Raw genomic sequence first — 23,543 nt, forward strand, 5'->3', positions numbered from 1 at the left:
GGGCGGGTAGAACTACGTTCGCAACCATTATAATAAACAATATTTAGTTGTTTCTCATTTGGTTGTGCTGTATCTTTTGTTCGCTAGAACGCTCTACAAAAGGATGCCCCTACAACCCCTAACGTTTTTTTGTTAATTTAAGAATTAAGAATTAAGAATTAAGAATTAAGAATTAAGAATTAAGAATTAAGAATTAAGAATTAAGAATTAAGAATTAAGAATTAAGAATTAAGTTGTGCCTTAAACACATTAACACATTAACACATTAACACATTAACACATTAACACATTAACACATTAACACATTAACACATCAAAAAAATATTAGCGTTTCGACAGGCTCAGCATGACAACTAAATTGAATTAATGATTATAGTATTTTATGTTTAAAGGAATTCATTTCGGAATCGCATACTAGTACTTAGAACTGATAGAAAATAATTTTATAATTGTTTTAAATCCGTCATTTCGAGTGAAATTCGTTTAGAATTTTGTATCGAGAAATAAGTAAGGATTTATTAATTTTCTAGTCTAAGTTCTCGATACAATTTTCTTCATTTCATTTCGAAAATCACTCGAACTGACAGAAAATTTACCTTTCTAACCTCTAACCTCTAACCTCTAACCTCTAACCTCTAACCTCTAACCTCTAACCTCTATTTTTTTGCTACGCTCTTTCTTCTGGGTCATATAAACACCAGATAAGATCATTAGAAATCCGATTAAGTGCATTATCGTAATTTTTTCTCCTACTAAAAATCCCCAGAAAACAGAAACAATAGGCATTAAATACGTTACCATAGAAGAGAACATAGAGCCTGTTACTTGTATTAATTTATAAAATAAAATCATCGCTAAAGCAGTTCCAACTAAACCTAAAATTGTTACAAACCCTAAACTTCTTAATTGTTCTGGAGTTCCTTCGAAAGTTTGAAAAAAGCCTGTGAAAAATAAAATAATTACAGCAGGAGGAAGCCATATCGTAAATAAAGCAGATGATAATTGGAAAGATGGAACATCGTTTAAATAGCGTGTTAAAATTAAACTATTCAATCCGTATAATGCAGTGGCTAAAACAATTAATAAACAATGTAGTAAACTATTTTCTCCCGAAAAACCATCACCACTAATTAAAAGAACAGCACCTAAAAAACCAATTACAGCACCTATTATCTGGTTTTTAGTTCCTTTTATGCTAAAAAATAAAGAACCAAAAAACAGAATAAATAATGGAACAAGAGAATCTAAGATTCCAGCCATAGAACTCGAAACACGTGTTTGTGCTATCGGGAATAAAAACATAGGAACAAAGTTTCCTAAAAAACCAGCTAAAGCAACATACTTTAATCTGTCTTTCGGAATTTTAAATAAATTAGGAATACCCCAAAATGCTAAAACTCCTCCAGCTATAGATAAGCGTAAAGCTCCTACCTGATAGGGAGTATAAGAAACTAATCCTTGTTTTATCAAGATAAAAGAACTTCCCCAAGTAAGTGCTAAAATACCTAAAACGATCCAATATTTTAATTCGATTTTCATGTTCTAAATTTGCGCAAAGATGCAAAATTAAAGGTTATAAAAAAACAAAAATTTTAACTACAAAAACAATCTTTTGTGTGATCATTTACCATTCCTGTTGCTTGCATAAAAGCATAAATAGTTGTAGAGCCAAAAAACTTGAATCCTCGTTTCTTTAAATCTTTTGCAATTAAATTAGAAATTTCAGTTGTTGCAGGAACTTCTTTTATAGAATTCCAATTGTTTACTACAGGTGTGTTTTGAACATATTTCCAAATGAAATTAGAAAAAGATTCATGCTCTTTCTGAATTTCGATAAATAATTTTGCATTATTAATTGCTGCTGCAATTTTTCCTCTATGTCGAATAATTCCTTCGTTTTGCAATAACTCCTCAATTTTATTTTCATCAAAATTTGCAACTTTTTCAACATTAAAATTAGCAAAAGCCGTTCTAAAATTTTCTCGCTTTTTTAAAATTGTGTACCAACTTAATCCAGCTTGAAAAGATTCTAAAACCAAAAATTCAAAAAAAGTTTTATCATCATAAATAGGTTGTCCCCATTCATTATCATGGTAATCAATATAAATCTGATCTTTATTAACCCAAGCGCAACGTGTTTTTGTCATAATTAAATATTTTCTAAAGCCTCCTTAATTGTATAAACGGGTAATTGGCAAGTATAATTCTCGCAAATATGAATAGATGTTTTGTCTTCTACTAATCTATTTTTGGTAATTTCTAAATGTTCTTTTTCTGTTGCAACAAAAACGGCATTTGGAATAAAATATTTCTGAATTTCCTCTAAATATTTTTTAGCATCTTTTCCAATAATCACAATCTCTTTGTAAGAATGACTAAAATTTAAGTATAAATTAATCCAATTGGCAAATCCTGTTGGATGGTCAAATATATTTTCCTGAACATTAGAAAGCATTTGCTTTGCTTGCTCCATATATTTTTCTTGATGAAGGATTTTTCCTAATCGAAATAGATTATTTGCCATAACAGAGTTGGAAGAAGAAATAACATTGTCATAAATCTCAAATGTTTCGTTTACTAAAGGTGTATCATAATGAGATTTATAAGCGAACATTTTATTTTTATGATTGTAAAACTGATTATACGTTTCTTCTGTTAATTCTTGTGCTGTTTCTATATAATGTAACTCGGTTGTTGTTTCAAATAACTTAATTAAAGCTTCTATTGTTAAAGCATAATCATCTAAAAAACCAGGAATTGTTGTTTGTTTCTCTTTATAATTTCTAAATAGAGTTTCACCATTCCATTGATTTTCTAAAATGAAATCCATGGCATTTTTAGCTAAATCTAAATATTCAATATTATTTATGGCTTGATAAGAATCACATAATCCAGTAATTAAAAGAGCATTCCAAGAAGTTAAAGTTTTTTCATCACAATGAGGTTTTATACGTTTTTCTCTCACTTCATTTAATGCTGTTTTCCATCCTTTTATTTTAGCTTGTAAATCTTGTAAAGGAATAGCATTTTTCTCGCAAAAATCATCATCATCAGTTAATCGAATAAGAATATTATTTTCTTCTTCCCATTTTCCAAATCCATCAATATTATAATAGCTTTTAAATAATTGAAAATCTTCTTTTAAAATTGTTTCCAATTCTTCTGAATTCCAAACATAATATTTTCCTTCAACACCTTCGGAATCTGCATCAATGGCAGCATAAAAAGCATTTTCGGGTGACAGCATTTCATCTTTTAACCAATTAACAGTTTCTTCTATTACTGTTTGATATTCTTTTTCGCCGAAAATTTTAAAACCATTTGCATACAAAGAAAGTAATTGACCATTGTCGTAAAGCATTTTTTCGAAATGTGGAACCTTCCAGTAAGCGTCGACAGAGTAACGAGAAAAGCCTCCTTTTAATTGATCGTAGAGACCACCAAAAGCCATTCTGTCTAATGTTATTTTGGTTTGTATTAAAAAATTCTCATCCTTAGTTTGTATCCCATATCTTAAAATGGTTTGCCAAGCATTTGGTAACATAAATTTTGGAGCACGGTTAAATCCTCCCCATTCGTCATCAAATTGTTGTTGCCAAAATTCGAATGTTTCTTCAATTTTTGTTTTAGAAAAATCGGTGATAGATTTTAAATCAATTGTTTCTATTTTAGTTAATCCATTGGCAATAGAATCTACATATTCTGTTGTTTTATTTGGATGGTGATGAAACATTTGATTGATATTGTCTAATAATTCTAACCATTGGTGCTTTGGAAAATAGGTTCCGCCATAAAATGGACGACCATCAGGTAAAGCAAAAACATTAAGAGGCCAACCACCAGATTGATGAATTAATTGTACCACATTCATGTATAATGCATCTAAGTCAGGACGCTCTTCTCTATCAATTTTTATACAAACAAAATATTCGTTCATAATTTTAGCAACTTCATCATCTTCAAAAGATTCATGTTCCATTACATGACACCAATGACAAGCAGAATAACCAATAGAAATTAGTAAAGGTTTATTTGTGCTTTTAGCATACTCTAAAACTTCATCATTCCAGCTTTGCCACCAAACGGGATTCTTTTCATGTTGTTTCAAGTAGGGGCTTGTAGAGAATTGAAGATTATTTTGTTGAAAATTCATAAACATGTTTTAAAAATATAAATTTCGATGTTTTTATTGTGGATTAAAAATTATATTTTAGTTAAAAATTTCAACCCACTATGAATATTTATGAATACATTTCTATTGGCTTATATATGGCTTTAATGATTGGAATTGGAATTTATTCCTATAGAAAATCAACAAGTAATTCGGAAGAATTTTTAATCGGAGGCCGTAAAATGGGTGCCGCAGTAACAGCACTTTCTGCAGGTGCCGCAGATATGAGCGGCTGGTTATTAATGGGATTGCCAGGGGCAATGTACTTTACAGGACTTTCGAGTGCTTGGATAGCAATTGGATTAACATTAGGTTGTTACCTTAATTATATATTTGTTGCACCACGATTACGAATGTATACGGAGGTTGCGCAAAACGCTATTACGTTACCTGTTTATTTTGAAAACAGGTTTAAAGATAAAACCCGTTTATTAAGAATAGTATCATCTATTTTAATATTAGTATTCTTTACATTATATACTTCTGCGGGAATGGTTTCTGGAGGTAAGTTATTTGAATCTGCATTTGGATTAGATTATACAACTGGACTTTGGTTAACTAGTTTTGTAGTTGTATTGTATACTTTTTTAGGAGGTTTCTTAGCTGTAAGTTTAACCGATTTTGTTCAAGGAACAATTATGGTTTTAGCATTGGTAATAGTTCCTATTGTTGTAATTTATGAAATTGGAGGAGTAGGAGAAACAGTTTCTATTATTAACCAAAAAGGAGATCAATATCTTGATTTGTTTAAAGGAACAACTACAATTAGTATTCTCTCTTTAATGGCATGGGGATTAGGATATTGTGGTCAACCACATATTTTAGTTAGATTTATGGCGATTGATAAAGTTTCTGATTTAACGAAAGCACGAAAAATAGGAATTACATGGATGATTTTTACTGTTGGGGGTGCTCTATTAGTTGGTTTAATAGGAATTGCTTATTTACTTAAATTTGATACAACAACTATGATGAAATTCGATTCTTCAAAAACTGAATCGGAAACAATCTTTATTTATTTTTCGAGAATACTATTTCATCCATTAATTGGAGGTTTCTTATTGTCAGCAATTTTGGCTGCTGTAATGAGTACAATTTCATCTCAATTATTGGTGACATCAAGTTCACTTACAGAAGATATTTACAAAGCATTCTTAAATAAGAAAGCTTCTCAAAAACAATTGTTAGTAGCAAGTAGACTATCTGTATTAATTGTAGCAATTATTGCAGTTTTATTGTCATTAACACCAAATGATTCTATTCTAAATTTAGTTGGAAATGCTTGGGCTGGATTCGGCTCTGCTTTTGGTCCACTAATTATATTTTCCCTTTTCTGGAAAAAAACAACATGGCAAGGTGCATTAGCAGGAATGTTAACTGGAGGAATTGTTGTATTAGCTTGGGTTTATACCAATCATGATTATAAAGAATGGTATGAAATTATTCCAGGATTTATTTCTTCTCTTGTTATGATTTATGTTGTATCGTTAATAACTCAAAAACCAAACAAAGAAATTGACAAGGAATTTGATGAAGTGAATACTATTCTTCGAAATAATTAATAATTATTTAACAAAAAATAAAAATTTGTTGATAAGTTTCACGCTGTTCAAATAGATAAAAAAGGGAGATTTCTTTGTATATTTGTAGAGTTTGGTCGAAAAAATGATCAAAATTTAAATCAATTTATACAAAAAAATGAGTGATATTATTCAATTACTTCCAGATCATGTAGCCAATCAAATTGCAGCAGGAGAAGTGGTGCAAAGACCAGCTTCTGTTATAAAAGAATTGATTGAAAATGCTGTAGATTCTGGAGCAACTTCTATTCAGATAATTGTAAAAGATGCCGGAAGAAGTCTTATACAAGTAATTGATAATGGTTCTGGAATGAGCGTTACAGATGTACGAATGGCATTCGAACGTCATGCAACTTCTAAGATTAGAACAACTGAAGATATATATAATATACATACAAAGGGTTTTCGTGGAGAAGCATTAGCTTCTATTGCGGCTGTAGCACAAGTAGAAACGAAAACAAAAAAGGATGAAGACGAGATAGGAACACAATTAGTGATAGAGGGTGGAGAAGTTCGCAATCAGGATCCTATTGTTTGTGCAGTAGGAACTTCTATTTCAGTTAAAAATCTTTTTTATAATGTTCCTGCAAGAAGAAACTTTTTAAAATCTAATCAAGTAGAATTTCGTCACATTCAAGATGAGTTTCAACGTGTCGCAATGGCACACGAAAATATTAGTTTCTTTTTACATCATAACGATGCAGAAATTTATCATTTAAAAGCGGGGAACTTAAAACAACGTATTGCTCAAATTTTTGGAAAAAAATTAAATACTCAAATCATTTCTGTTGAAGAAGATACCGAAATTGTAAAAGTAAAAGGGTTTGTAGGAAAACCAGATGCAGCTAAGAAATCGAGAGGAGAACAATTTTTCTTTGTGAATGATCGCTACATTAGAAGTGGATATTTACATAATGCAATTGTAGATGCTTTTGAGAGTTTATTACCTACTGGATACACTCCTTCTTATTTTTTATATTTAGAGATTGATCCATCTAAAATTGATATAAATATTCATCCGACTAAAACAGAAATTAAGTTTGAAGATGAAGCATTAATTTTTACAATTTTAAGAGCTGCTGTAAAACATGCATTAGGACAATTTAATATTACACCTTCCTTAGATTTTGAACAAGATCCTAACTGGGCATTTATTCCATCTGCAAAAGAAGATACAGAAATTAAAATGCCAGAAATTACAGTAGATTCTAGTTTTAATCCATTTGAGCATCAACAAGCAAGAGCACCAAAACCATCTGATATTAAAGCTAATTTAGATTTTTATAATGATGCTGTAGAGTTAGAAATAGAAAATAATCATGCACATCAGTTATTTGAATCCGATGATTTTCAGGATACTTTTGAGGTTATTCAATGGATGAATCAATACTTGGTTGTTGAGTATAGAGGAGAATTATTAATTATAGATCAGCATCGCGCGCATCAAAAAATATTGTTCGAAAAATTTATTCATTCCAATAATGGAAATGCTTTAGTACAACAAATGCTTTTCCCTATAGAATTAGAACTTTCACCAAATGATCGTCAAAAATTAATCAATGTGGAACAACAATTGATGAGTTTTGGTTTTGATATTTCTTTAGAAGAAGAAGTTATACAAATAAATGCTATTCCAGTAGATGTACAACAAGAAGATGTTGTTGCTGTGTTTATGGATTTTATTGAGGAATTAGAATATCAAGAAGAATTAGAATTAGATAATACATTTGCTAAGATATTAGCAAAAAATGCGGCAGTAAAAAAAGGAATGGCTTTAAAAGCAGAACAAATGCAAACGTTAGTAGAAGAATTACTAAAATTGCCTAATCCTAATTATACGCCATACGGACGTCCAGTATTTGTACAAATGAATACGTCTGATATTAAAAAAACATTACAATAAGATGAGACAATCTATACCGCCAATTACAAAGAATTTATTAATTATTAATGGTTTATTCTTTCTAGCGACTTTTGTTTTTGCACAAAAGGGAATTGACTTAAGTGTTATTTTAGGAACTTTTTATCCAGAGTCTCCAAATTTTAAATTCTGGCAAATTTTAACGTACATGTTTATGCATGCTGGTTTTCCACAAATTACGCATATAATATTTAACATGTTTGCACTGTGGATGTTTGGTTCTGTTGTAGAATATACTTTTGGACCAAAGAAATTTATAACATTATATTTTCTAGCTGGTGTTGGAGGTTTTTTATTGTATAATTTAACAAATTACTTTCAAATAGAACAATTAAAAGAGGTTATACAAACACAGGGTATTTCTTTAGCTGATTTATACGATTATTCACGATTAAACATACAAGGACAATTATTTAATGCGCCAGAAGATTTTAAATCAAGCAAAGAAGGAATACAATTAATACAAGACTATGCAACACCAATGGTAGGTGCCTCTGGAGCGATTTATGGTCTATTAATTGCATTTGCAGTTTTGTATCCAGACGAAAAATTAATGTTAATCTTTTTTCCAGTTCCTGTAAAAGCCAAATATTTTATTCCTGTAATGGTATTATTAGAGTTTTATATGGGGTATAAAAATGTTGGTAATATTGCACATTTTGCTCACTTAGGTGGTGGTTTAATAGGCTTTTTATTGTCAAGATATTGGAAAAAGAATTTATACAGAAGAAATTAAATGGGAAATAATATAATAGACGATTTAAAACAAAAATATAAATACGGAAATAGTGCAATAAAATTAATCTACATTAATGTAATGGTGTTTTTTACACTATTGATTGTTGATTTTATTTTAAAGACTATTGCAAATGTAACGGTTTCAACTACCGATTTGTTTGCACTTTATTCATCAGAGGAATTATTGCTAAGACCATGGCAAGTATTAACTTATTCTTGGTTGCATGGTAATCCTTTTCATTTATTAATGAATATGATTTTACTCTATTTTGTTGGACAAATGTTCTTAAAGCAATTTAGAGATACTAATCTATTTACATTTTATATTTTTGGTGGAATTTTTGGTGGAATTTTCTTTCTATTATTTCAGAATGTATTCAACTATTCGCATTTATTAGTAGGTGCGTCAGCTGCAGTTTATGCTGTATTTTTTGGATTGATTTCTTATAACCCAAAAATGCCAGTAAGATTAATGTTTATTCCAACATCTTTTCCTTTATTGTATGTAGGTTATGTTTTTATAGCATTTGATGTTTATAATATTATTGCAAATCAAAATGCAGGAGGAAGTATTTCTCATTTAGGAGGAGCTATTTTTGGATATCTTTACATGAAACAGTTCGAAAAAGGAAACGATTTCTTAGGGAAAATCCTTTATAAAATAGGGAGTGTAACAAAGAAAAAGGAAAGGTCAACATTTAAAACATATAAAAATTCTTCATCTGATTTTAAGAGAACAAATGTTCCGAAAAATGATTACGATTTTAATCATCAAAAAGTTGAAAAACAAAAAAAAATAGATGTAATTTTAGATAAAATTTCTCGTTCAGGTTATGAGAGTTTATCAAAAGAAGAAAAAGATTTTTTATTTAAAGAAGGAAGATAAATAAGTAAATGGGAATTATCAATAAGTTCAAATTAAATTATTTTAATCGGTTTGTTTTAACACTAAACATCGTTTTTTTGTTGATAGCTTATGGTGTCTATTTGAATAAGTATTTTTCGCCAACGGAAATTCCTTATCTTAACTTTTTATCAATAGGTTATCCTATCTTATTCATTTTTATTATTCTATTTATTGTTTATTGGATTTTTTTTAGTTGGAGACACTTTATCGTTATTTCAATTCTTTCTTTAGGATTGTTTTACCCAATGTTTCTTTCATATCCAATCTATCAGCCAAATAAAGTAGAAGATAAACAAGCAGATTTATCAATATTGACTTATAATGTACATGGTTTTAGAGATGAAGGAACTATGGATTTATTGATAAACAATCAAGCCGATATTATGCTTTTACAGGAAGCTTATGAAGGACAACAAAAAAAATTAATCAATAAAGATTTTAAAAATTATTATGCTGAGTTTTATGGATTGTTATCATTTTATAGTAAATATCCAATTATTCAGACAAAAGAGATAAAAGTAAGTGATTCTGAGTTAAATGGAGGTGCTGCTTATGCTGATATAGATTTAGGGTACGATACAATTCGTGTAATTAATGTTTACTTGGAACCAATGTACATTGAAAAAGAATTGGTGAAAGATATTTTAAAGTCAGATAATACAGAAGAAGTTAGTAAAACAAGTAAAAAAGTTGAGGTAAAGTTAATAAAAGGAATGCAAAAGCATGAAAAGCAGATAAAAGCAATAATTCCTTATATAACATCTTCTAGACATCCAGTTATTTTTGCGTCAGATCTTAATTCAACACCACTTTCTTATGAATACGAAATGATTAATCGATATTTAGAAGATTCTTACATAAAAGTTGGAAGAGGAGTTGCAACAACATTTCATGGATTTAAATTTCCAATTAGAATTGATTATTTGTTCCATTCAAAATATTTTAAACCAGTTGAGGCATCAATAATTAGAAAGAAATTTTCTGATCATTATCCAGTTGTAGTTAAATATAAAATTTCAGAATAAATTTTCTTATATTTATTTTCAATTAATCTAATTCATAATGAGCCAAAAAGAAAGTTTTATTCAGGAAATTCAACAACGCTATTCTTATAAAAATGACAAAATTATTTTAGGAAAAGCAAAATTAAATGGAGAAATTGTAGAAGAAGCAGAAATCTCTGTTGCATTAAAAACAATGAATCGTCATGGTTTAATAGGTGGAGCAACAGGAACAGGTAAAACTAAATCTCTTCAAATTATAGCTGAACAACTTTCTTTAAAAGGTGTTCCAACTTTATTAATGGATATAAAAGGTGATTTATCTGGGATAGGAGCTTCTGCAAATCCTGAAGATAAAAATGCTGTAGAACGAATGCAAGCATTAAATTTGTCGTTTAATCCAAAAGCTTCTCATGTCGAATTATTATCAATTTCTGATGAGCCAGGAGCAAAATTAAGAGCAACTGTAGAAGATTTTGGACCGATTTTATTCAGTAAAATTCTTGAACTAAATGAAACGCAAGAAAGTATCATCTCGATAATTTTTAAATATTCAAAAGATAAAAACCTACCATTAATCGATTTAGAAGATATTCGTAAAGTTTTTCAATATGTTACAGATTCGGATGAAGGTAAAGCAGAATTAAATAAAAATTACGGAACAATATCACCAGCATCTTTAGGTGCAATTCTAAGAAAGATTGTCGCTTTAGAACAACAAGGAGCTACAAAATTTTTTGGAGAACCAAGTTTTGATGTGCTTGATTTGTTGAAAGTAAAAGATGGAGAAGGAATAGTAAATATTATACGTTTAGTTGATATTCAAAATCAACCAAACTTGTTTTCAACATTTATGTTGAGTTTGTTAAACAAAATATATAGTCAGTTTCCTGAAGCTGGAGATTTAAATCAACCAAAATTGGTTATTTTTATTGATGAAGCACATTTGATTTTTAAAGAAGCTACAAAAGCTTTATTAAATCAAATCGAAACAATGGTGAAATTAATTAGATCAAAAGGAGTTGGTATTTACTTTGTAACACAAGTTCCTGGAGATGTTCCTGATGCAGTTTTAAGTCAATTAGGTTTAAAAGTTCAGCATGCATTAAGAGGTTTTACAGCTAAAGATAGAAAAGAAATAAAAAAAGCAATAGAGAATTATCCGACAACAACTTATTATAAAGCTGATGAGGATATAACTCAACTAGGTATTGGAGAAGCTTTTATTACGGCGTTAGATGAGAAAGGAATTCCAACACCTTTAGCCTTTACGCACATGCGAGCGCCAAATTCTAGAATGGATGTATTGTCATCCGAAGAAATAAATACAATTACAGGAAATTCTGAGTTAGTAAAAAAATATGCTGAATTGATTGATAAGGAATCTGCAAAAGATATTTTAACGACGCAATTAAATACGGAAACTCAAGAATTAAATAAAAATATAGGAAAATCAACATCAGAGACAGTTTCAAGAAGAAAGAATGCTCCAAAGGAAAAAGATTGGACAGATAACAGAATGGTTCGTGATATGAGTCGTACTGCAACTAGAAAATTAATAGATTGGATAATGAAATTGTTGACGGGTTATTTAAAAGGAAAAAAATAAGTGTACGCGATTTTAGATATAGAAGCCACAGGTGGAAAAGTTGGTGAGGAATCAATTATTGAGATTGCTATCTATAAATTTGATGGAAAAGAGATTGTTGATCAATTTATCTCATTAGTGAATCCAGAAAAAAAGATAGACCATTATGTGCAAAAACTTACACATATTACAGATAAAATGGTTCTTTCTGCTCCAAAATTTCACGAAATAGCAAAAAGAATTGTAGAAATTACAGATAATTGTACGCTTGTTGGTCATAATGTAATGTTCGATTACAGAATGCTAAAACAAGAATTTGAACGATTGGGTTATAATTTTGAAAAAGAATGGATTGATACTTTTGAATATAGTGAAGTATTAATTCCTGGTTTGCCATCTTATTCTTTAGGTAAATTATGTGAATCTCTTGGTATTATTGTTACAGATAGACATAGAGCTTCTGGAGATGCAAGAGCAACAATAGCTTTGTTTAAACTACTTCTTGACAAAGATGCTGAAAAAATTATTACAAAAAAAACAGGATTAGCATTACCAAAGAAAGCACATTCTAAATATCAGAAGCTTTTAGAAGGCTTACCAAATAAGGTCGGAATTTACTATTTATATAATAGTAAAATGCAATTAATTTATATAGGTAAAAGTAGTAACATTGCTTTGTCTGTTAATAAAATTTTCACGTCAAAAACATTAAGATCAAGTAAATTAAAACGTTATACAAGATCTATTAAATTTGAAGAAACAGGGAGTGAATTTCTAGCTGCTATTAAAAAGAATAATGAAGTTATTAATAATCAACCAATGTATAATCATAAGGTTGTTGAGAATAAAGCATATCCTTTTGGTTTATATTTTTTAGAGTCTAAAAGAGGTTATTCTAGATTAGAAATTGGTAAAAATAGAAAAACAGAAGCTGTATTAAAGTTTAAAACAAAAGATAAAGCAAAAGAAATTCTAGAAAAAGTAATTCATGATTATAACTTATGTTTACAAGTAAATTCTGGAATAAAGTCTGAAAATTCTTGTTTTAAATATAAGGTTAATGAATGTAAAGGAGCTTGTCTAAAGGAAGAACCTAAAGATGAGTATAATCAAAGAATAGAAGATTTTGTTGCATTAACTAAATTTCCTGCTGAAACTTTTTTAATACTGGATAAAGGTAGAAGAGGAATAGAGAAATCATTTTATTTGATTGAGGATAATCAATTTAAAGGATATGGTTACTACGAGTATCATCAACAAATAAAATCTTTAGAGAAAATTCACCATATTTTAATTCCTATAAAGGAAACTGAAGAGGTTGTAAATATGTTGAAATATTTTTTATATAAAATATCTAAGAATCCAAATCAAGTGATATTATTTAATGAGTAGTTTAAGTTGACTATTCAATACTTTATATTCTTGTTAGAAATAACAAAGATTTCATAGAGATCACTAAAAATAGAGGTAGAAGATTTGTAGTTCTAAATAAGTTTTAAATCTCAATTATCAAATTTTGAATAAAAAAATAAGCACAAAAAAAGTCGGTAATTATTACCGACTTTTTTTGTATTTATTAATTGTTATTATTCAACTTCTTTAAAGATAACTCGTCTGTTTTCTAAGTTCTTCCATGCTGGACAATTTGTAACAGGGTTACACTCTGGCCATTTTAAGTCAGTTTTACCCTTACCAACAGGAGATAATTTATTTACATTAACCCCTTTGTTAGCTAAGTATTTAATTACCGAAGCAGCTCTTTTTTCAGATAATTTTTGATTGTAAGCAGCATCTCCAGCAGCATCTGTGTGTCCTTCTACAACAAATCTATTATCAGGATTAGCTAATAAAATTTCTACAGCATTGTTTAATTTCACATAAGATTGCTCTCTAATTTTATCAGAGTTGTAATCAAACTCAATTCCTTCTAATAAAGTATTAATTTTAGTAGCAATATCATCACCAGAAATTCTTAAGATTTTTTCAGGACAACCACCATTTGTAGGAGGTCCAGCAATTGTAGGACATTTATCTTCAGAATCAGGAACACCATCACCATCCGAATCAAGAGGACAACCAGCACCGTCTACACGAACACCTTCTGGAGTACCTAAACATTTATCCCATTGGTCACAAACACCATCTTTATCCTCATCTACACAATCAAAGCTATAATCTTGTGGAGCAGGAACATTTGCTAATACATGTACAGGAGAAACCCATTGTAAAGCATCTTGTTTGTTTTTACCTATTTTATAGTGTAAACCTAAAGATAAGGTAAACATATTGTCATCTCTTCCTTCTTCTGTGTCAGCAGCAGTTTGATAACCAGGTACAGGAGCACCAGATCCATCAAACTCTTCATCCCCAGTCATTACATACATTGCGCGTAATTCTAAATCAAACTTCTTGTTTAATTTGTATCTTAAACCAGAACCAACTTGAGTATAAACAGATTTATCTCCTAATTTTTGATCTGTAATTAATTCATATTTATCACCAGAACCTCTAAAGTTGTTCATGTATGCTTTATATCCTAAAAGACCAATTCCTGCATATAAATGTATTGCCCATTTGAATTCTGTTTTATTGTCGATTCTTCTAAATAAGTTAGAAGCATTTAAATCCCCTAATATAGAAATACCTTGATATTCAGTTTTTCCATGAGCCATTCCTGTGTATGCATCCCATGGAGTATTATTAAATGCATTTCCTTTTTGTCTAGTTTTACCAATTTGGTATTGTAAACTTAAACCAAAAGCATGTGTGATTTGTTTATTTATTTGAATTTGAGCATCATATCCAGGAGTGAAATACCCACCCATCCAAGATACAAGATCAGAATTTTGAAGAAGGTTTCCACCTCCAAAAACAGAAACAGACCAATCGCTGTATAATTTTTTACTGTTATTAAAAGGTTTCGTGTCGTAATTTTCGTCGTAATTATTTTGGGCATGCGAAAACATTGCCGTACCCAAAATTAATAAGGATAAAAGTTTTTTCATTAGGTTAGATTTAATTATATGCTAAGATAGTAAAAATAATTTACTAATTATTAGCTACTTAATAAAAAAATAAACTTTTAACAAATTCTCGAGTGTAAATCTGCTTATGGGGTATTGTTAGTCTTTTACAGTTTATTGAAATTTCATTGAAATTTAATATATCGATGTCTATTAAACGATCTGTGTGAATTTCATTTTGAAGAGGAGTTGAATAAACTCTTCCAATTTTATTCTCTATACCTTTTATAGTAAATAAAAGCTCAAAAGGATTTAATTGTGTTAAAATTTCTATTTTTTGATTGAGAAATAAATTATTACTTGTGAAGTCTTCTGCTTTGTTTTCTAGTATGTTAGATTCTTGTGAAATCTTTCCAATTTCAGCTTTAATAAATTCTTTTGCTGTTACTAAATTCTTTTTTTTGTCTCCTAAGTTTGTTCCTAGTAACAAAATGACTTTATTTTGCGACATATAAGCAAAAGTAATAATAAATTAAAAATGAAAAACTTTTTCGGGAGAGTATTCTCCACAATAGTAGGTAATTTATTAACGTTTAGTGTATTCGTAATAATTTTTATAGTTTTAATCTTTGTATCTGCATTATCAACACCTTCAACCAAGGTAAGTAAAGGTTCTGTATTAGAGATATCTTTAGATAATGTTATTATGGAAAGTGAGATGGATCGCTCAACTTCAATTTTTGATTTTTCTGATTCTCCGAAATTTTATTTGGTAGACATATTAGAATCAATCAAAGAAGCTAAAACTGACGATAATATAAAAGGAATTAGCCTTCAATTAGATAATTTTTCTGGAGGAGCAACGCAAGCAACTGATATACGAAATGCTTTAGTTGATTTTAAAAAATCAGGAAAGTTTATTTATGCTTATTCTAATACAGGAAATCAATTATCTTATTATATCAACACAACAGCTGATAAAATTTATCAAAATCCATTAGGAGGAACATTAATACAAGGATTAAGTTCTGAAATTATGTTTTATAAAAATGCAGGAGATAAATATGGTGTCGATTTTCAAGTTATACGTCACGGACAGTTTAAAAGTGCTGTAGAGCCATTTTTTAGAACAAATATGTCTGAAGAGAATAGATTACAAGTAAGTGAACTATTAAATGATGTTTGGGGAAATATGAAAACATCGATTACAAGTGCAAGAAAAATTTCTTCAGAAGATTTTAATACCATTACGGATAGTTTATATGCTTTTATTCCAGAATTAGGGAAGGAAAATAAGATATATGATGTTTTAGCTCAGGAAAATGAGTACAAAAAAATGTTATTTAAAAAATTAGAGTTAGAAAAAGATGATTCTAAAAGTGATTTTGAAATTTTAGAAAAATATACAATAAAAATTGATGATTATTTTTCTACGTTATCTCCAGAATCAGAAAAAGAAAAAGTTGCAGTATTGTACGCATCTGGTGCAATTACAGAAGGCGATGGTTTTGATGGAATACAGTCTAAAACATACGTTGATGCTATAAGAAAAATAGCTAAAAATGATAAAGTAAAGGCTTTAGTATTACGTATTAATTCACCAGGAGGAAGTGCAAATGCTTCCGAAGAAATTTTATTCGAGTTAATGCAACTTAAAGAAAAGATGCCAATTGTTGTTTCTTTTGGAGATGTAGCAGCATCTGGAGGATACTATATAGCACAATCTTCTGATAAAATTTATGCACAACCAAATACAATAACTGGTTCTATAGGTGTTTTTGGAATGATACCAAATGCTAAAAAATTATTTAATAATATAGGATTAGATTTTGATGAGGTTAAAACTAATGCAAATTCTAATCAATTAAAATCATTAACAACACCTTTGTCTGCAACAGCAAAAAATACATTGCAAAAATCAATTGTTTTAACGTATGGTAAATTTGTTAATCACGTAGCAAAAAATCGTAAAATGACTTTTGATCAGGTAGATAAAATTGGAGAAGGAAGAGTTTGGTCTGGAACAAAAGCTAAGCAGATAGGTTTAGTTGATGAATTTGGAGGATTAAACGATGCAATAAAAGAAGCTGCTAGATTAGCTAAAATAAATAAATACTCTACTGTTAACTATCCGAAACGTAAAGATTCTTTTGAAGAGTTTATGGCAAATTTACAAGGTAAAAATGTAGAAGCTTCTATAGCAAAGGAATTAGGAACAGACGGAATAAGAATTTATAAAGAAATAAAGATGTTAAATGAGCAAAAAGGCTTACAGCTAAGAATGCCGTATGACATACAAATCAAATAAAAAATCTTAAAAAAGGGTTAATTTTTAATTAACCCTTTTTTTTTCTTAAATTCTTATTAATTTAGTAGAATATTTAATTGATAAAAAAATAGGAAAACTCTTTTATAATCAATTATAATTAATTTACTTTTGTACATTCATTTTTTAATAATTACTGACACATAATCGACATGGGATTATTTGATTTTTTCACGCAAGAAATTGCGATTGACTTGGGGACTGCGAATACTTTAATAATTCATAACAATAAAGTCGTTGTTGATAGCCCATCTATAGTTGCTATCCATAGAAGAACAAATAAAGTTATTGCTGTAGGAGAACAAGCGAAACACATGCAAGGAAAAACGCATGATGATATCAAAACAATTCGTCCATTGAAAGATGGAGTTATCGCAGACTTTGAAGCTTCAGAGTTCATGTTGACAGAATTTATTAAAAAAATTCCAGGAATTCAAGGTAAATTATTTTCTCCTTCATTAAAAATGGTAATCTGTATTCCTTCTGGAATTACAGAAGTAGAAAAACGTGCCGTTAAAGATTCTTGTGCAAGAGTAAATGCAAAAGATGTTCGCCTTATTTATGAGCCTATGGCTGCTGCAATTGGTGTTGGTATAGATATTACTCAACCAAAAGGTAACATGATTATTGATATAGGTGGAGGTACTACAGAGATTGCTGTTGTAGCTTTAGGAGGTATTGTTTGTGACAAATCTGTAAAAATTGCAGGAGACGTATTTACAAATGATATTGCTTATTATTTAAGAACACATCACAATTTATATATTGGAGAAAGAACTGCTGAACGTGTAAAAATTGAAGTAGGTTCTGCTGTTGAAGAGTTAGAGCACGCTCCAGATGATATGCCAGTACAAGGACGAGATTTAATCACAGGTAAACCAAAAGAAATTACGGTTAACTATCGTGAGATTGCTCGTGCATTAGATAAATCTATTTTAAGAATAGAAGATGGTGTAATGGAAACTTTATCTCAAACACCACCAGAATTAGCTGCTGATATTTACAATACTGGTATTTACATGGCAGGTGGAGGTGCTATGTTAAGAGGATTAGATCAACGTATTTCTAAAAAAACAGGTTTACCAGTTTTCTTAGCAGACGATCCATTACGTGCAGTTGTTCGTGGAACAGGAATCGCACTTAAAAATATTGATAAATTCACATTTTTAATGAAATAGAGCCTAAAGACCAATGCAATATATTCTGAGTGCCATTAGGAGAAATGGAATGTTATTAATTTTTTTATTTTTAGAATTAATTGCATTGCTTCTTGTCTTTAAAAAAAATATTTATCACGAAACAATCTTAGCTTCTGTTAGTACTTCATTTACAGGATATGTAGACGGAAAGATTGCAAAAGTTACCAATTATATTAATTTACCAAGTGTAAATAATGATTTGATGGATGAAAATGCCTTCTTACGCGAACAATTGGTACATTTAGGAATTAAAGACGCTAAAACTAAAAAGTTTTATACAACAGATTCTTTAGGAGGTAAACAAACATACTCGTTCATACCATCAGAAATCGTTAATAACTCTATTACAAAAACCCAGAATCTTTTAACAATTAATAAAGGGACAAATGATGGGATAGAAAAAGGAGACGGTATTATTACAAATAATGGTGTAATTGGTATTGTAACATATGCTGGTAAAAATTATTCTAGAGCAATTTCCTTACTTAATAAAGATATTAGTATAAATGCTAGAATAAAAGGAAATAAATACTTCGGGACAATTAAATGGGATGGTAAAGATCCTCGTTTTGTTCAGTTATTAGAAATACCGAAATATATTTCAGTTAAAAAAGGTGATACAATAGAAACTGACGGAAAATCTCCTGTTTTTCCTGAAGGAATTACAATTGGTAAGGTTGTAAGTAAAGGGATAGATGCAACTGGTGAGTTAACAATCCAAGTTAAATTAAAACAAGACTTTGGTAACTTGTCTCACGGTTATGTTGTAACTAACCTAAATAAAGCAGAGATAAAAAGTGTAGAAAAATCAGATACAATAACAAATAGACAGAATGTTCAATAAAGATTTTTTAATCAATATAATTAAGATTATTATTTTTGCTTTACTACAAGTTTTTGTATTTAATCACATTAACTTTTTAGGAAGTTATCAACCATATATTTATATTGTTTTTGTACTTTTTTATCCTCCTTATCAAAATAAATATGCTCTATTAATTCTTGCATTTTTATTGGGATTAACGATTGATATTTTCGAATATACAGGAGGTATCCATGCATTTGCATTAACTTTAATAGCTTTTATAAGAAATCCAATTATAAAATTATTGGCTGGTAAGCAAGAATATGAAATGGAGTTTTTTACATTCCATTCGTTGAGTTTTGCACAATGGATTTTCTATTTATCTATATTAACTTGTTTACATCATTTGATACTGTTAACTCTAGAAAACTTTAAGTTAGAAGGGATAACTCCAACATTGCTAAAAGCATTGATTAATTCTGGGATAACACTTGTGTTTGTCTTTATTTATAAAATCTTATTTAAAAATAAAGTTGGAATATGAAAAAGTTGTTCATCGTTTATGTCCTAATTCTATTTATAGTTTTTCTATTTTTAGGACGTTTGGCGTATCTACAATTGTTTACAGATCGATATACTTTAAATGCCTTTAATACATCTATTAAACAAGAAATAATTTATCCAAATAGGGGAGATATTTTAGATAGAAACGGAAAACTATTAGTAAGTAATTCATATTCTTATGAGATAGATGTTGTACCATCTAAAATTATAGACGATTCTGGCGTTTTTATTAATGATTTTGATCGATCTAAATTTTCTAAAATGGTTGGAATTTCAACCAATCAATTTGATTCTATTATTTCTAAAATAACAACAGCTAAGGATTATAAAAAATTATCACCTTATCCTTTTTTAAAGAATATCTCTCGTGAAGATTTTGCTCGTATGCAAGAGCAGTTATATTTATACCCAGCTTTTAGTATAATTAAGCGACCAGAAAGAAAATACATGGTTGGTACTGCTGGAAATATATTGGGCTATATAAACGAAGCAAATCCATCTTACATAAAAACAGATTCTAATTATTATCAACCAGGAGATTTAGTTGGTATTAGTGGAGTTGAAAAATCTTATGAGAAAGATTTAAGAGGTGAAAAGGGAGTAAAAAACTGGATTGTAGATAGAACAATGAATGTTGTTGGACCCTACAAAAATGGAGATTATGACCACCCTGTAAAAAGTGGAAAAACAGTAAATCTTACGATTGATTATCGTTTACAGGAATTAGCAGAACAAATGCTAAAAAATAAAAGAGGAGCAATTGTAGCTATAGATCCAAATAATGGAGAAATTTTAGCTTTGGCTTCTGCGCCAACGATTAATCCAAACGATTTCTTACAATCTAAATCTAGAAATGCTTTAATTAATGATTCTATTTCTAAACCTACTTTTGATAGAGCCTTACAAGGAACATATCCTCCTGGTTCTACTTTTAAAGTCGTAACAGCTTTAGCAGGTTTACAGATGGGAACAATGACAGAGCAGACAACTTATGTATGTAAACATGGTTTCCGATATGGAAGAATGCACATTGGTTGTCACTGTGGAATGTATTATACGCCTCAAGGTTTAGAACATGCAATTGGGAAATCTTGTAATAACTTTTTCTCTGAAGCTTACAGAGATATTGTAAGAAAAGACCCAAATGATTACAGTGTTGGTATGAATGAGTGGGCTGCAATAATGAATAGCTTTGGTTTAGGAAAATTTATGGGAACAGATTTACCTGTAGGTAGTAAAGGACTTATCCCTACAGCAGATTTCTATAACGATCGTTTTGGTGAGGGAGTTTGGAATCCATATAGAATCATTTTTAACGGAATGGGACAAGGAGACATCAATACGACACCATTGCAAATGGCTAATTATACGGCTGCTATAGCAAATAAAGGATTCTTTTATACACCACATATCGTTCACCAAATAGATGGAAAACCTTTAACGGATTCTACTTATATGGTAAAAAAGAAAACATTGGTTGATCCAAGTCATTTCGATATTATTTTAAGAGGAATGAGAAATGTGTATACAATGGGAACAGCAAGAAGTTTCGAAACAAGTACATTTACTCAGTTAGGTAAAACAGGAACATCACAAAATTCTCACGGACAAGATCATTCATTATTTATATTAATAGCGCCCGCAGATAAACCAAAAATTGCAATTGCAGCAATTGTAGAAAACGGATCATGGGGAACAACATGGGCAGGACCTATGGCTAGTTTAGTAGCAGAATTATACATAACAGATACTATAAAACGTCCAGCATTAGTGGACAGAATGAAAAATGGAAATCTACAAGGTGAATATAATCGTCAGTGGATAGATTATTTAAAAAGAAAAGGATTGTACATAGAACCAATCAAAAAAGATTCAACTAAACTAAAAAATGAGTCAAAGCAGATTATTAAAAGGTATTGATTGGACAACTCTAATTTTAGGCTTCTTAATTGCAGCTTTCGGAATTATGAATGTCTATAGCGTAAACCCTGATCTTGGTGTAAAACAAGTTATTTGGTTTGGCTTAGGTATTTTTATGGTCTTAGTTCTGATTATTTTAAGTGGTAATAACCGTAATTTTTTCGAAATATATAGTCCTGTTATTTACATTATATCAGTTCTTTTACTCGTAGGAGTTTTAATAATTGGAAAAGAAATTAATGGAGCCAAGGCTTGGTATAGATTTGGACCTTTAAGTCTACAACCAGCCGAGTTTGCTAAGATTGGAACTGCATTGTTAATAGCCAATTTTATCAATCATTCCAATGCTAATCTTAAAGACTTTAGTTTTATTGGTAAAATACTAATAATAATAGGAATACCAGTTGTATTAATTTTATTACAACCAGATTTAGGTTCCGTAATTATATTTTGTTCATTAAGTATTGCATTATATAGAGAAGGATTAAATCCATGGATTATTATTGCACCAATTATTCTATTAATCATATTCTTAATATCAATTGTACAGATACCGTTTTATGTTTTATTATTTTTCGGTTTTACAATTTTAGCCATAGCATTAACTATTTTATCATTTAATTACAATCAAAACGTAATTGATGTTATGCATGGTATTTTAGTAGGATTATCAATATTTTTTATTGTATTAATTGCCGCTTGTTACTCGGTTCAAAATCTTTCAGAAGACACGCGCGAATCATTTGGATATTTATTCCCAATGCGTTCATTATTCTTCTCAGAACCAATTCTATTTAATACCGTTTTATTTGGTTTAATAGGGTTTTTTATATCCATTACACCACTATTAATTTTAAAGTTAACTCAGCAAAAAGAAATAAATAACTCACCTTTTAAATCTCAATCTGGTTTAGCAGCAAACGTTTTTAGCTTTAGTATCATAGTTTCAATTATTTTATTATTTTTTACTATAGCTATAAGTTTTATCTCTCCAATAATTTTCGAAAAATTACCAAAACACCAAAAAGAACGTGTTATGGTATTGTATGAAGGAGAAGCAAAATATAGAGATACATCCGGATATAATTTATTATATGCCAAAACGGCAATTGGTTCTGGAGAATTATATGGAAAAGGATATAACCAAGGAACAATTAAAAAAGGGCGTTTTGTACCAGAACAACAAACAGATTATATATTTACAACAGTTGGTGAAGAATGGGGATTTGTAGGAAGTGCATCTTTAGTAATTGTGTATGCAATCTTTGTAGCAAGACTATTTTATTTATCAGAAGCGCAAAAAAGTAGATTTGCACGATTTTATGGTTATGCTGTATCCTCTGTATTATTTTTCCATTTCTTTATAAATATTGCAATGGTTGTTGGTCTATTTCCAACAGTAGGGATTCCTTTACCATTTTTCAGTTATGGAGGAAGCTCTTTGTGGGGATTTACAATCATGATAGGAATTTTCTTAATTATACACTACAAGAATAGTCAAAGTTTAATATAGAGCTTTATTTTGGGCGATCGAGCGCGCTTTACGCTATATCTTTTTACTTTAAATATTATCATCGTTTAAAGTAAAAAGGATGCCGCTCCAATCGCTATCGCAATTTGGAGTTCGAGGATTCGAATTTCAAAATTAGTATTAAGTTTAACTTCTCTATAATAAAAACGTTTCGACAAGTTGAACATGACAGTCAGAAAATATTTTTTAAAAAATTTGCAGAGAATGCTAAATAGGTTAGATATTAATTTTAAATTCTAGCTTCTAGCTTCTAGCTTCTAGCTTCTAGCTTCTAGCTTCTAGCTTCTAGCTTCTAGCTTCTAGCTTCTAGCTTCTAGCTTCTAACTTCT

The 23,543-nt window shown here is 29.6% G+C and carries 18 protein-coding genes; 13 read left to right on the forward strand and 5 right to left on the reverse strand.

All coding sequences use genetic code 11. The annotated features are described in order from the left end of the window. Window positions 1–642 precede the first annotated feature (642 nt). The 3 genes from BUA86_RS14925 to BUA86_RS14935 are packed head-to-tail and all read right to left on the reverse strand — an operon-like array spanning window position 643 to window position 4,153. Window positions 643–1,539 (reverse strand): DMT family transporter, encoded by an 897-nt coding sequence (locus BUA86_RS14925; RefSeq protein WP_072933951.1) that lies wholly within the window; start codon window positions 1,537–1,539, stop codon window positions 643–645. A 53-nt stretch (window positions 1,540–1,592) separates the two neighbouring features. Continuing rightward, window positions 1,593–2,147 carry a DNA-3-methyladenine glycosylase I gene (locus BUA86_RS14930; RefSeq protein WP_072933952.1) on the reverse strand — a complete coding sequence of 185 codons (555 nt, stop codon included), beginning with the start codon at window positions 2,145–2,147 and terminating at the stop codon, window positions 1,593–1,595. A gap of 2 nt (window positions 2,148–2,149) precedes the next feature. Beyond that, on the reverse strand, window positions 2,150–4,153 hold the full coding sequence (locus BUA86_RS14935; protein WP_072933953.1) for a thioredoxin domain-containing protein: 2,004 nt from the start codon (window positions 4,151–4,153) through the stop codon (window positions 2,150–2,152). 80 nt (window positions 4,154–4,233) lie between these two features. Between BUA86_RS14935 and putP the strand changes: the two genes are divergently transcribed. The 7 genes from putP to BUA86_RS14970 all read left to right on the forward strand — a co-directional run bounded on the left by putP (window position 4,234) and on the right by BUA86_RS14970 (window position 13,298). Then, entirely contained in the window at window positions 4,234–5,733 is a 1,500-nt protein-coding gene (gene putP / locus BUA86_RS14940) for a sodium/proline symporter PutP (protein ID WP_072933954.1), read from the forward strand. Between the two features lie 136 nt (window positions 5,734–5,869). Beyond that, window positions 5,870–7,654 (forward strand): DNA mismatch repair endonuclease MutL, encoded by a 1,785-nt coding sequence (gene mutL, locus BUA86_RS14945; RefSeq protein WP_072933955.1) that lies wholly within the window; start codon window positions 5,870–5,872, stop codon window positions 7,652–7,654. A 1-nt stretch (window position 7,655) separates the two neighbouring features. Beyond that, window positions 7,656–8,408: a rhomboid family intramembrane serine protease gene (locus tag BUA86_RS14950; protein WP_072933956.1), complete on the forward strand. Its 753-nt coding sequence runs from the start codon at window positions 7,656–7,658 to the stop codon at window positions 8,406–8,408. Next, on the forward strand, window positions 8,409–9,296 hold the full coding sequence (locus tag BUA86_RS14955; RefSeq protein WP_072933957.1) for a rhomboid family intramembrane serine protease: 888 nt from the start codon (window positions 8,409–8,411) through the stop codon (window positions 9,294–9,296). A 77-nt stretch (window positions 9,297–9,373) separates the two neighbouring features. Next, entirely contained in the window at window positions 9,374–10,342 is a 969-nt protein-coding gene (locus tag BUA86_RS14960) for an endonuclease/exonuclease/phosphatase family protein (RefSeq protein ID WP_229731940.1), read from the forward strand. A gap of 37 nt (window positions 10,343–10,379) precedes the next feature. Beyond that, window positions 10,380–11,927: a helicase HerA-like domain-containing protein gene (locus BUA86_RS14965; RefSeq protein WP_072933959.1), complete on the forward strand. Its 1,548-nt coding sequence runs from the start codon at window positions 10,380–10,382 to the stop codon at window positions 11,925–11,927. After that, complete coding sequence (locus BUA86_RS14970) at window positions 11,928–13,298, forward strand: exonuclease domain-containing protein (protein WP_072933960.1); 1,371 nt, start codon at window positions 11,928–11,930, stop codon at window positions 13,296–13,298. 194 nt (window positions 13,299–13,492) lie between these two features. Here the strand turns inward: BUA86_RS14970 and BUA86_RS14975 are convergent, their stop codons facing one another. Together BUA86_RS14975 and folK are read right to left on the reverse strand one after the other, a co-directional pair. Next, window positions 13,493–14,911 (reverse strand): OmpA family protein, encoded by a 1,419-nt coding sequence (locus tag BUA86_RS14975; RefSeq protein ID WP_072933961.1) that lies wholly within the window; start codon window positions 14,909–14,911, stop codon window positions 13,493–13,495. Between the two features lie 58 nt (window positions 14,912–14,969). Beyond that, window positions 14,970–15,380 carry a 2-amino-4-hydroxy-6-hydroxymethyldihydropteridine diphosphokinase gene (gene folK / locus BUA86_RS14980; RefSeq protein WP_072933962.1) on the reverse strand — a complete coding sequence of 137 codons (411 nt, stop codon included), beginning with the start codon at window positions 15,378–15,380 and terminating at the stop codon, window positions 14,970–14,972. A gap of 27 nt (window positions 15,381–15,407) precedes the next feature. Between folK and sppA the strand changes: the two genes are divergently transcribed. From sppA to rodA, 6 genes are all read left to right on the forward strand, one after another. Further along, the gene (gene sppA / locus BUA86_RS14985; protein WP_072933963.1) at window positions 15,408–17,177 is read left to right on the forward strand and encodes a signal peptide peptidase SppA; all 1,770 of its coding nucleotides are present in this window, start codon (window positions 15,408–15,410) and stop codon (window positions 17,175–17,177) included. Between the two features lie 170 nt (window positions 17,178–17,347). Further along, window positions 17,348–18,373: a rod shape-determining protein gene (locus BUA86_RS14990; RefSeq protein WP_072933964.1), complete on the forward strand. Its 1,026-nt coding sequence runs from the start codon at window positions 17,348–17,350 to the stop codon at window positions 18,371–18,373. Window positions 18,374–18,386: 13 nt separating this feature from the next. Continuing rightward, window positions 18,387–19,238: a rod shape-determining protein MreC gene (gene mreC / locus BUA86_RS14995; RefSeq protein WP_072933965.1), complete on the forward strand. Its 852-nt coding sequence runs from the start codon at window positions 18,387–18,389 to the stop codon at window positions 19,236–19,238. After that, entirely contained in the window at window positions 19,228–19,743 is a 516-nt protein-coding gene (gene mreD / locus BUA86_RS15000; RefSeq protein ID WP_072933966.1) for a rod shape-determining protein MreD, read from the forward strand. The genes mreC and mreD overlap by 11 nt, the downstream gene beginning before the upstream one ends. Beyond that, window positions 19,740–21,683, forward strand: a complete 1,944-nt coding sequence (mrdA, locus tag BUA86_RS15005; protein WP_072933967.1) for a penicillin-binding protein 2 — start codon at window positions 19,740–19,742, stop codon at window positions 21,681–21,683. The genes mreD and mrdA overlap by 4 nt, the downstream gene beginning before the upstream one ends. Then, complete coding sequence (gene rodA, locus BUA86_RS15010; RefSeq protein WP_072933968.1) at window positions 21,652–23,196, forward strand: rod shape-determining protein RodA; 1,545 nt, start codon at window positions 21,652–21,654, stop codon at window positions 23,194–23,196. The genes mrdA and rodA overlap by 32 nt, the downstream gene beginning before the upstream one ends. The last annotated feature ends 347 nt before the right edge of the window (window positions 23,197–23,543 follow it).

It is taken from the genome of Chishuiella changwenlii, from assembly GCF_900142565.1.
GTDB lineage: Bacteria > Bacteroidota > Bacteroidia > Flavobacteriales > Weeksellaceae > Empedobacter > Empedobacter changwenlii.

Bases quoted from the DNA above. Each gene is read 5' to 3' on its own strand.
- BUA86_RS14925 (WP_072933951.1), bottom strand. From the start codon at position 1,539: ATGAAAATCGAATTAAAATATTGGATCGTTTTAGGTATTTTAGCACTT.
- mrdA (WP_072933967.1), top strand. From the start codon at position 19,740: ATGAAAAAGTTGTTCATCGTTTATGTCCTAATTCTATTTATAGTTTTT.
- mutL (WP_072933955.1), top strand. From the start codon at position 5,870: ATGAGTGATATTATTCAATTACTTCCAGATCATGTAGCCAATCAAATT.
- sppA (WP_072933963.1), top strand. From the start codon at position 15,408: ATGAAAAACTTTTTCGGGAGAGTATTCTCCACAATAGTAGGTAATTTA.
- BUA86_RS14935 (WP_072933953.1), bottom strand. From the start codon at position 4,153: ATGAATTTTCAACAAAATAATCTTCAATTCTCTACAAGCCCCTACTTG.
- BUA86_RS14955 (WP_072933957.1), top strand. From the start codon at position 8,409: ATGGGAAATAATATAATAGACGATTTAAAACAAAAATATAAATACGGA.
- BUA86_RS14930 (WP_072933952.1), bottom strand. From the start codon at position 2,147: ATGACAAAAACACGTTGCGCTTGGGTTAATAAAGATCAGATTTATATT.
- mreC (WP_072933965.1), top strand. From the start codon at position 18,387: ATGCAATATATTCTGAGTGCCATTAGGAGAAATGGAATGTTATTAATT.
- BUA86_RS14990 (WP_072933964.1), top strand. From the start codon at position 17,348: ATGGGATTATTTGATTTTTTCACGCAAGAAATTGCGATTGACTTGGGG.
- BUA86_RS14975 (WP_072933961.1), bottom strand. From the start codon at position 14,911: ATGAAAAAACTTTTATCCTTATTAATTTTGGGTACGGCAATGTTTTCG.
- putP (WP_072933954.1), top strand. From the start codon at position 4,234: ATGAATATTTATGAATACATTTCTATTGGCTTATATATGGCTTTAATG.
- mreD (WP_072933966.1), top strand. From the start codon at position 19,228: ATGTTCAATAAAGATTTTTTAATCAATATAATTAAGATTATTATTTTT.
- rodA (WP_072933968.1), top strand. From the start codon at position 21,652: ATGAGTCAAAGCAGATTATTAAAAGGTATTGATTGGACAACTCTAATT.
- BUA86_RS14950 (WP_072933956.1), top strand. From the start codon at position 7,656: ATGAGACAATCTATACCGCCAATTACAAAGAATTTATTAATTATTAAT.
- BUA86_RS14965 (WP_072933959.1), top strand. From the start codon at position 10,380: ATGAGCCAAAAAGAAAGTTTTATTCAGGAAATTCAACAACGCTATTCT.
- folK (WP_072933962.1), bottom strand. From the start codon at position 15,380: ATGTCGCAAAATAAAGTCATTTTGTTACTAGGAACAAACTTAGGAGAC.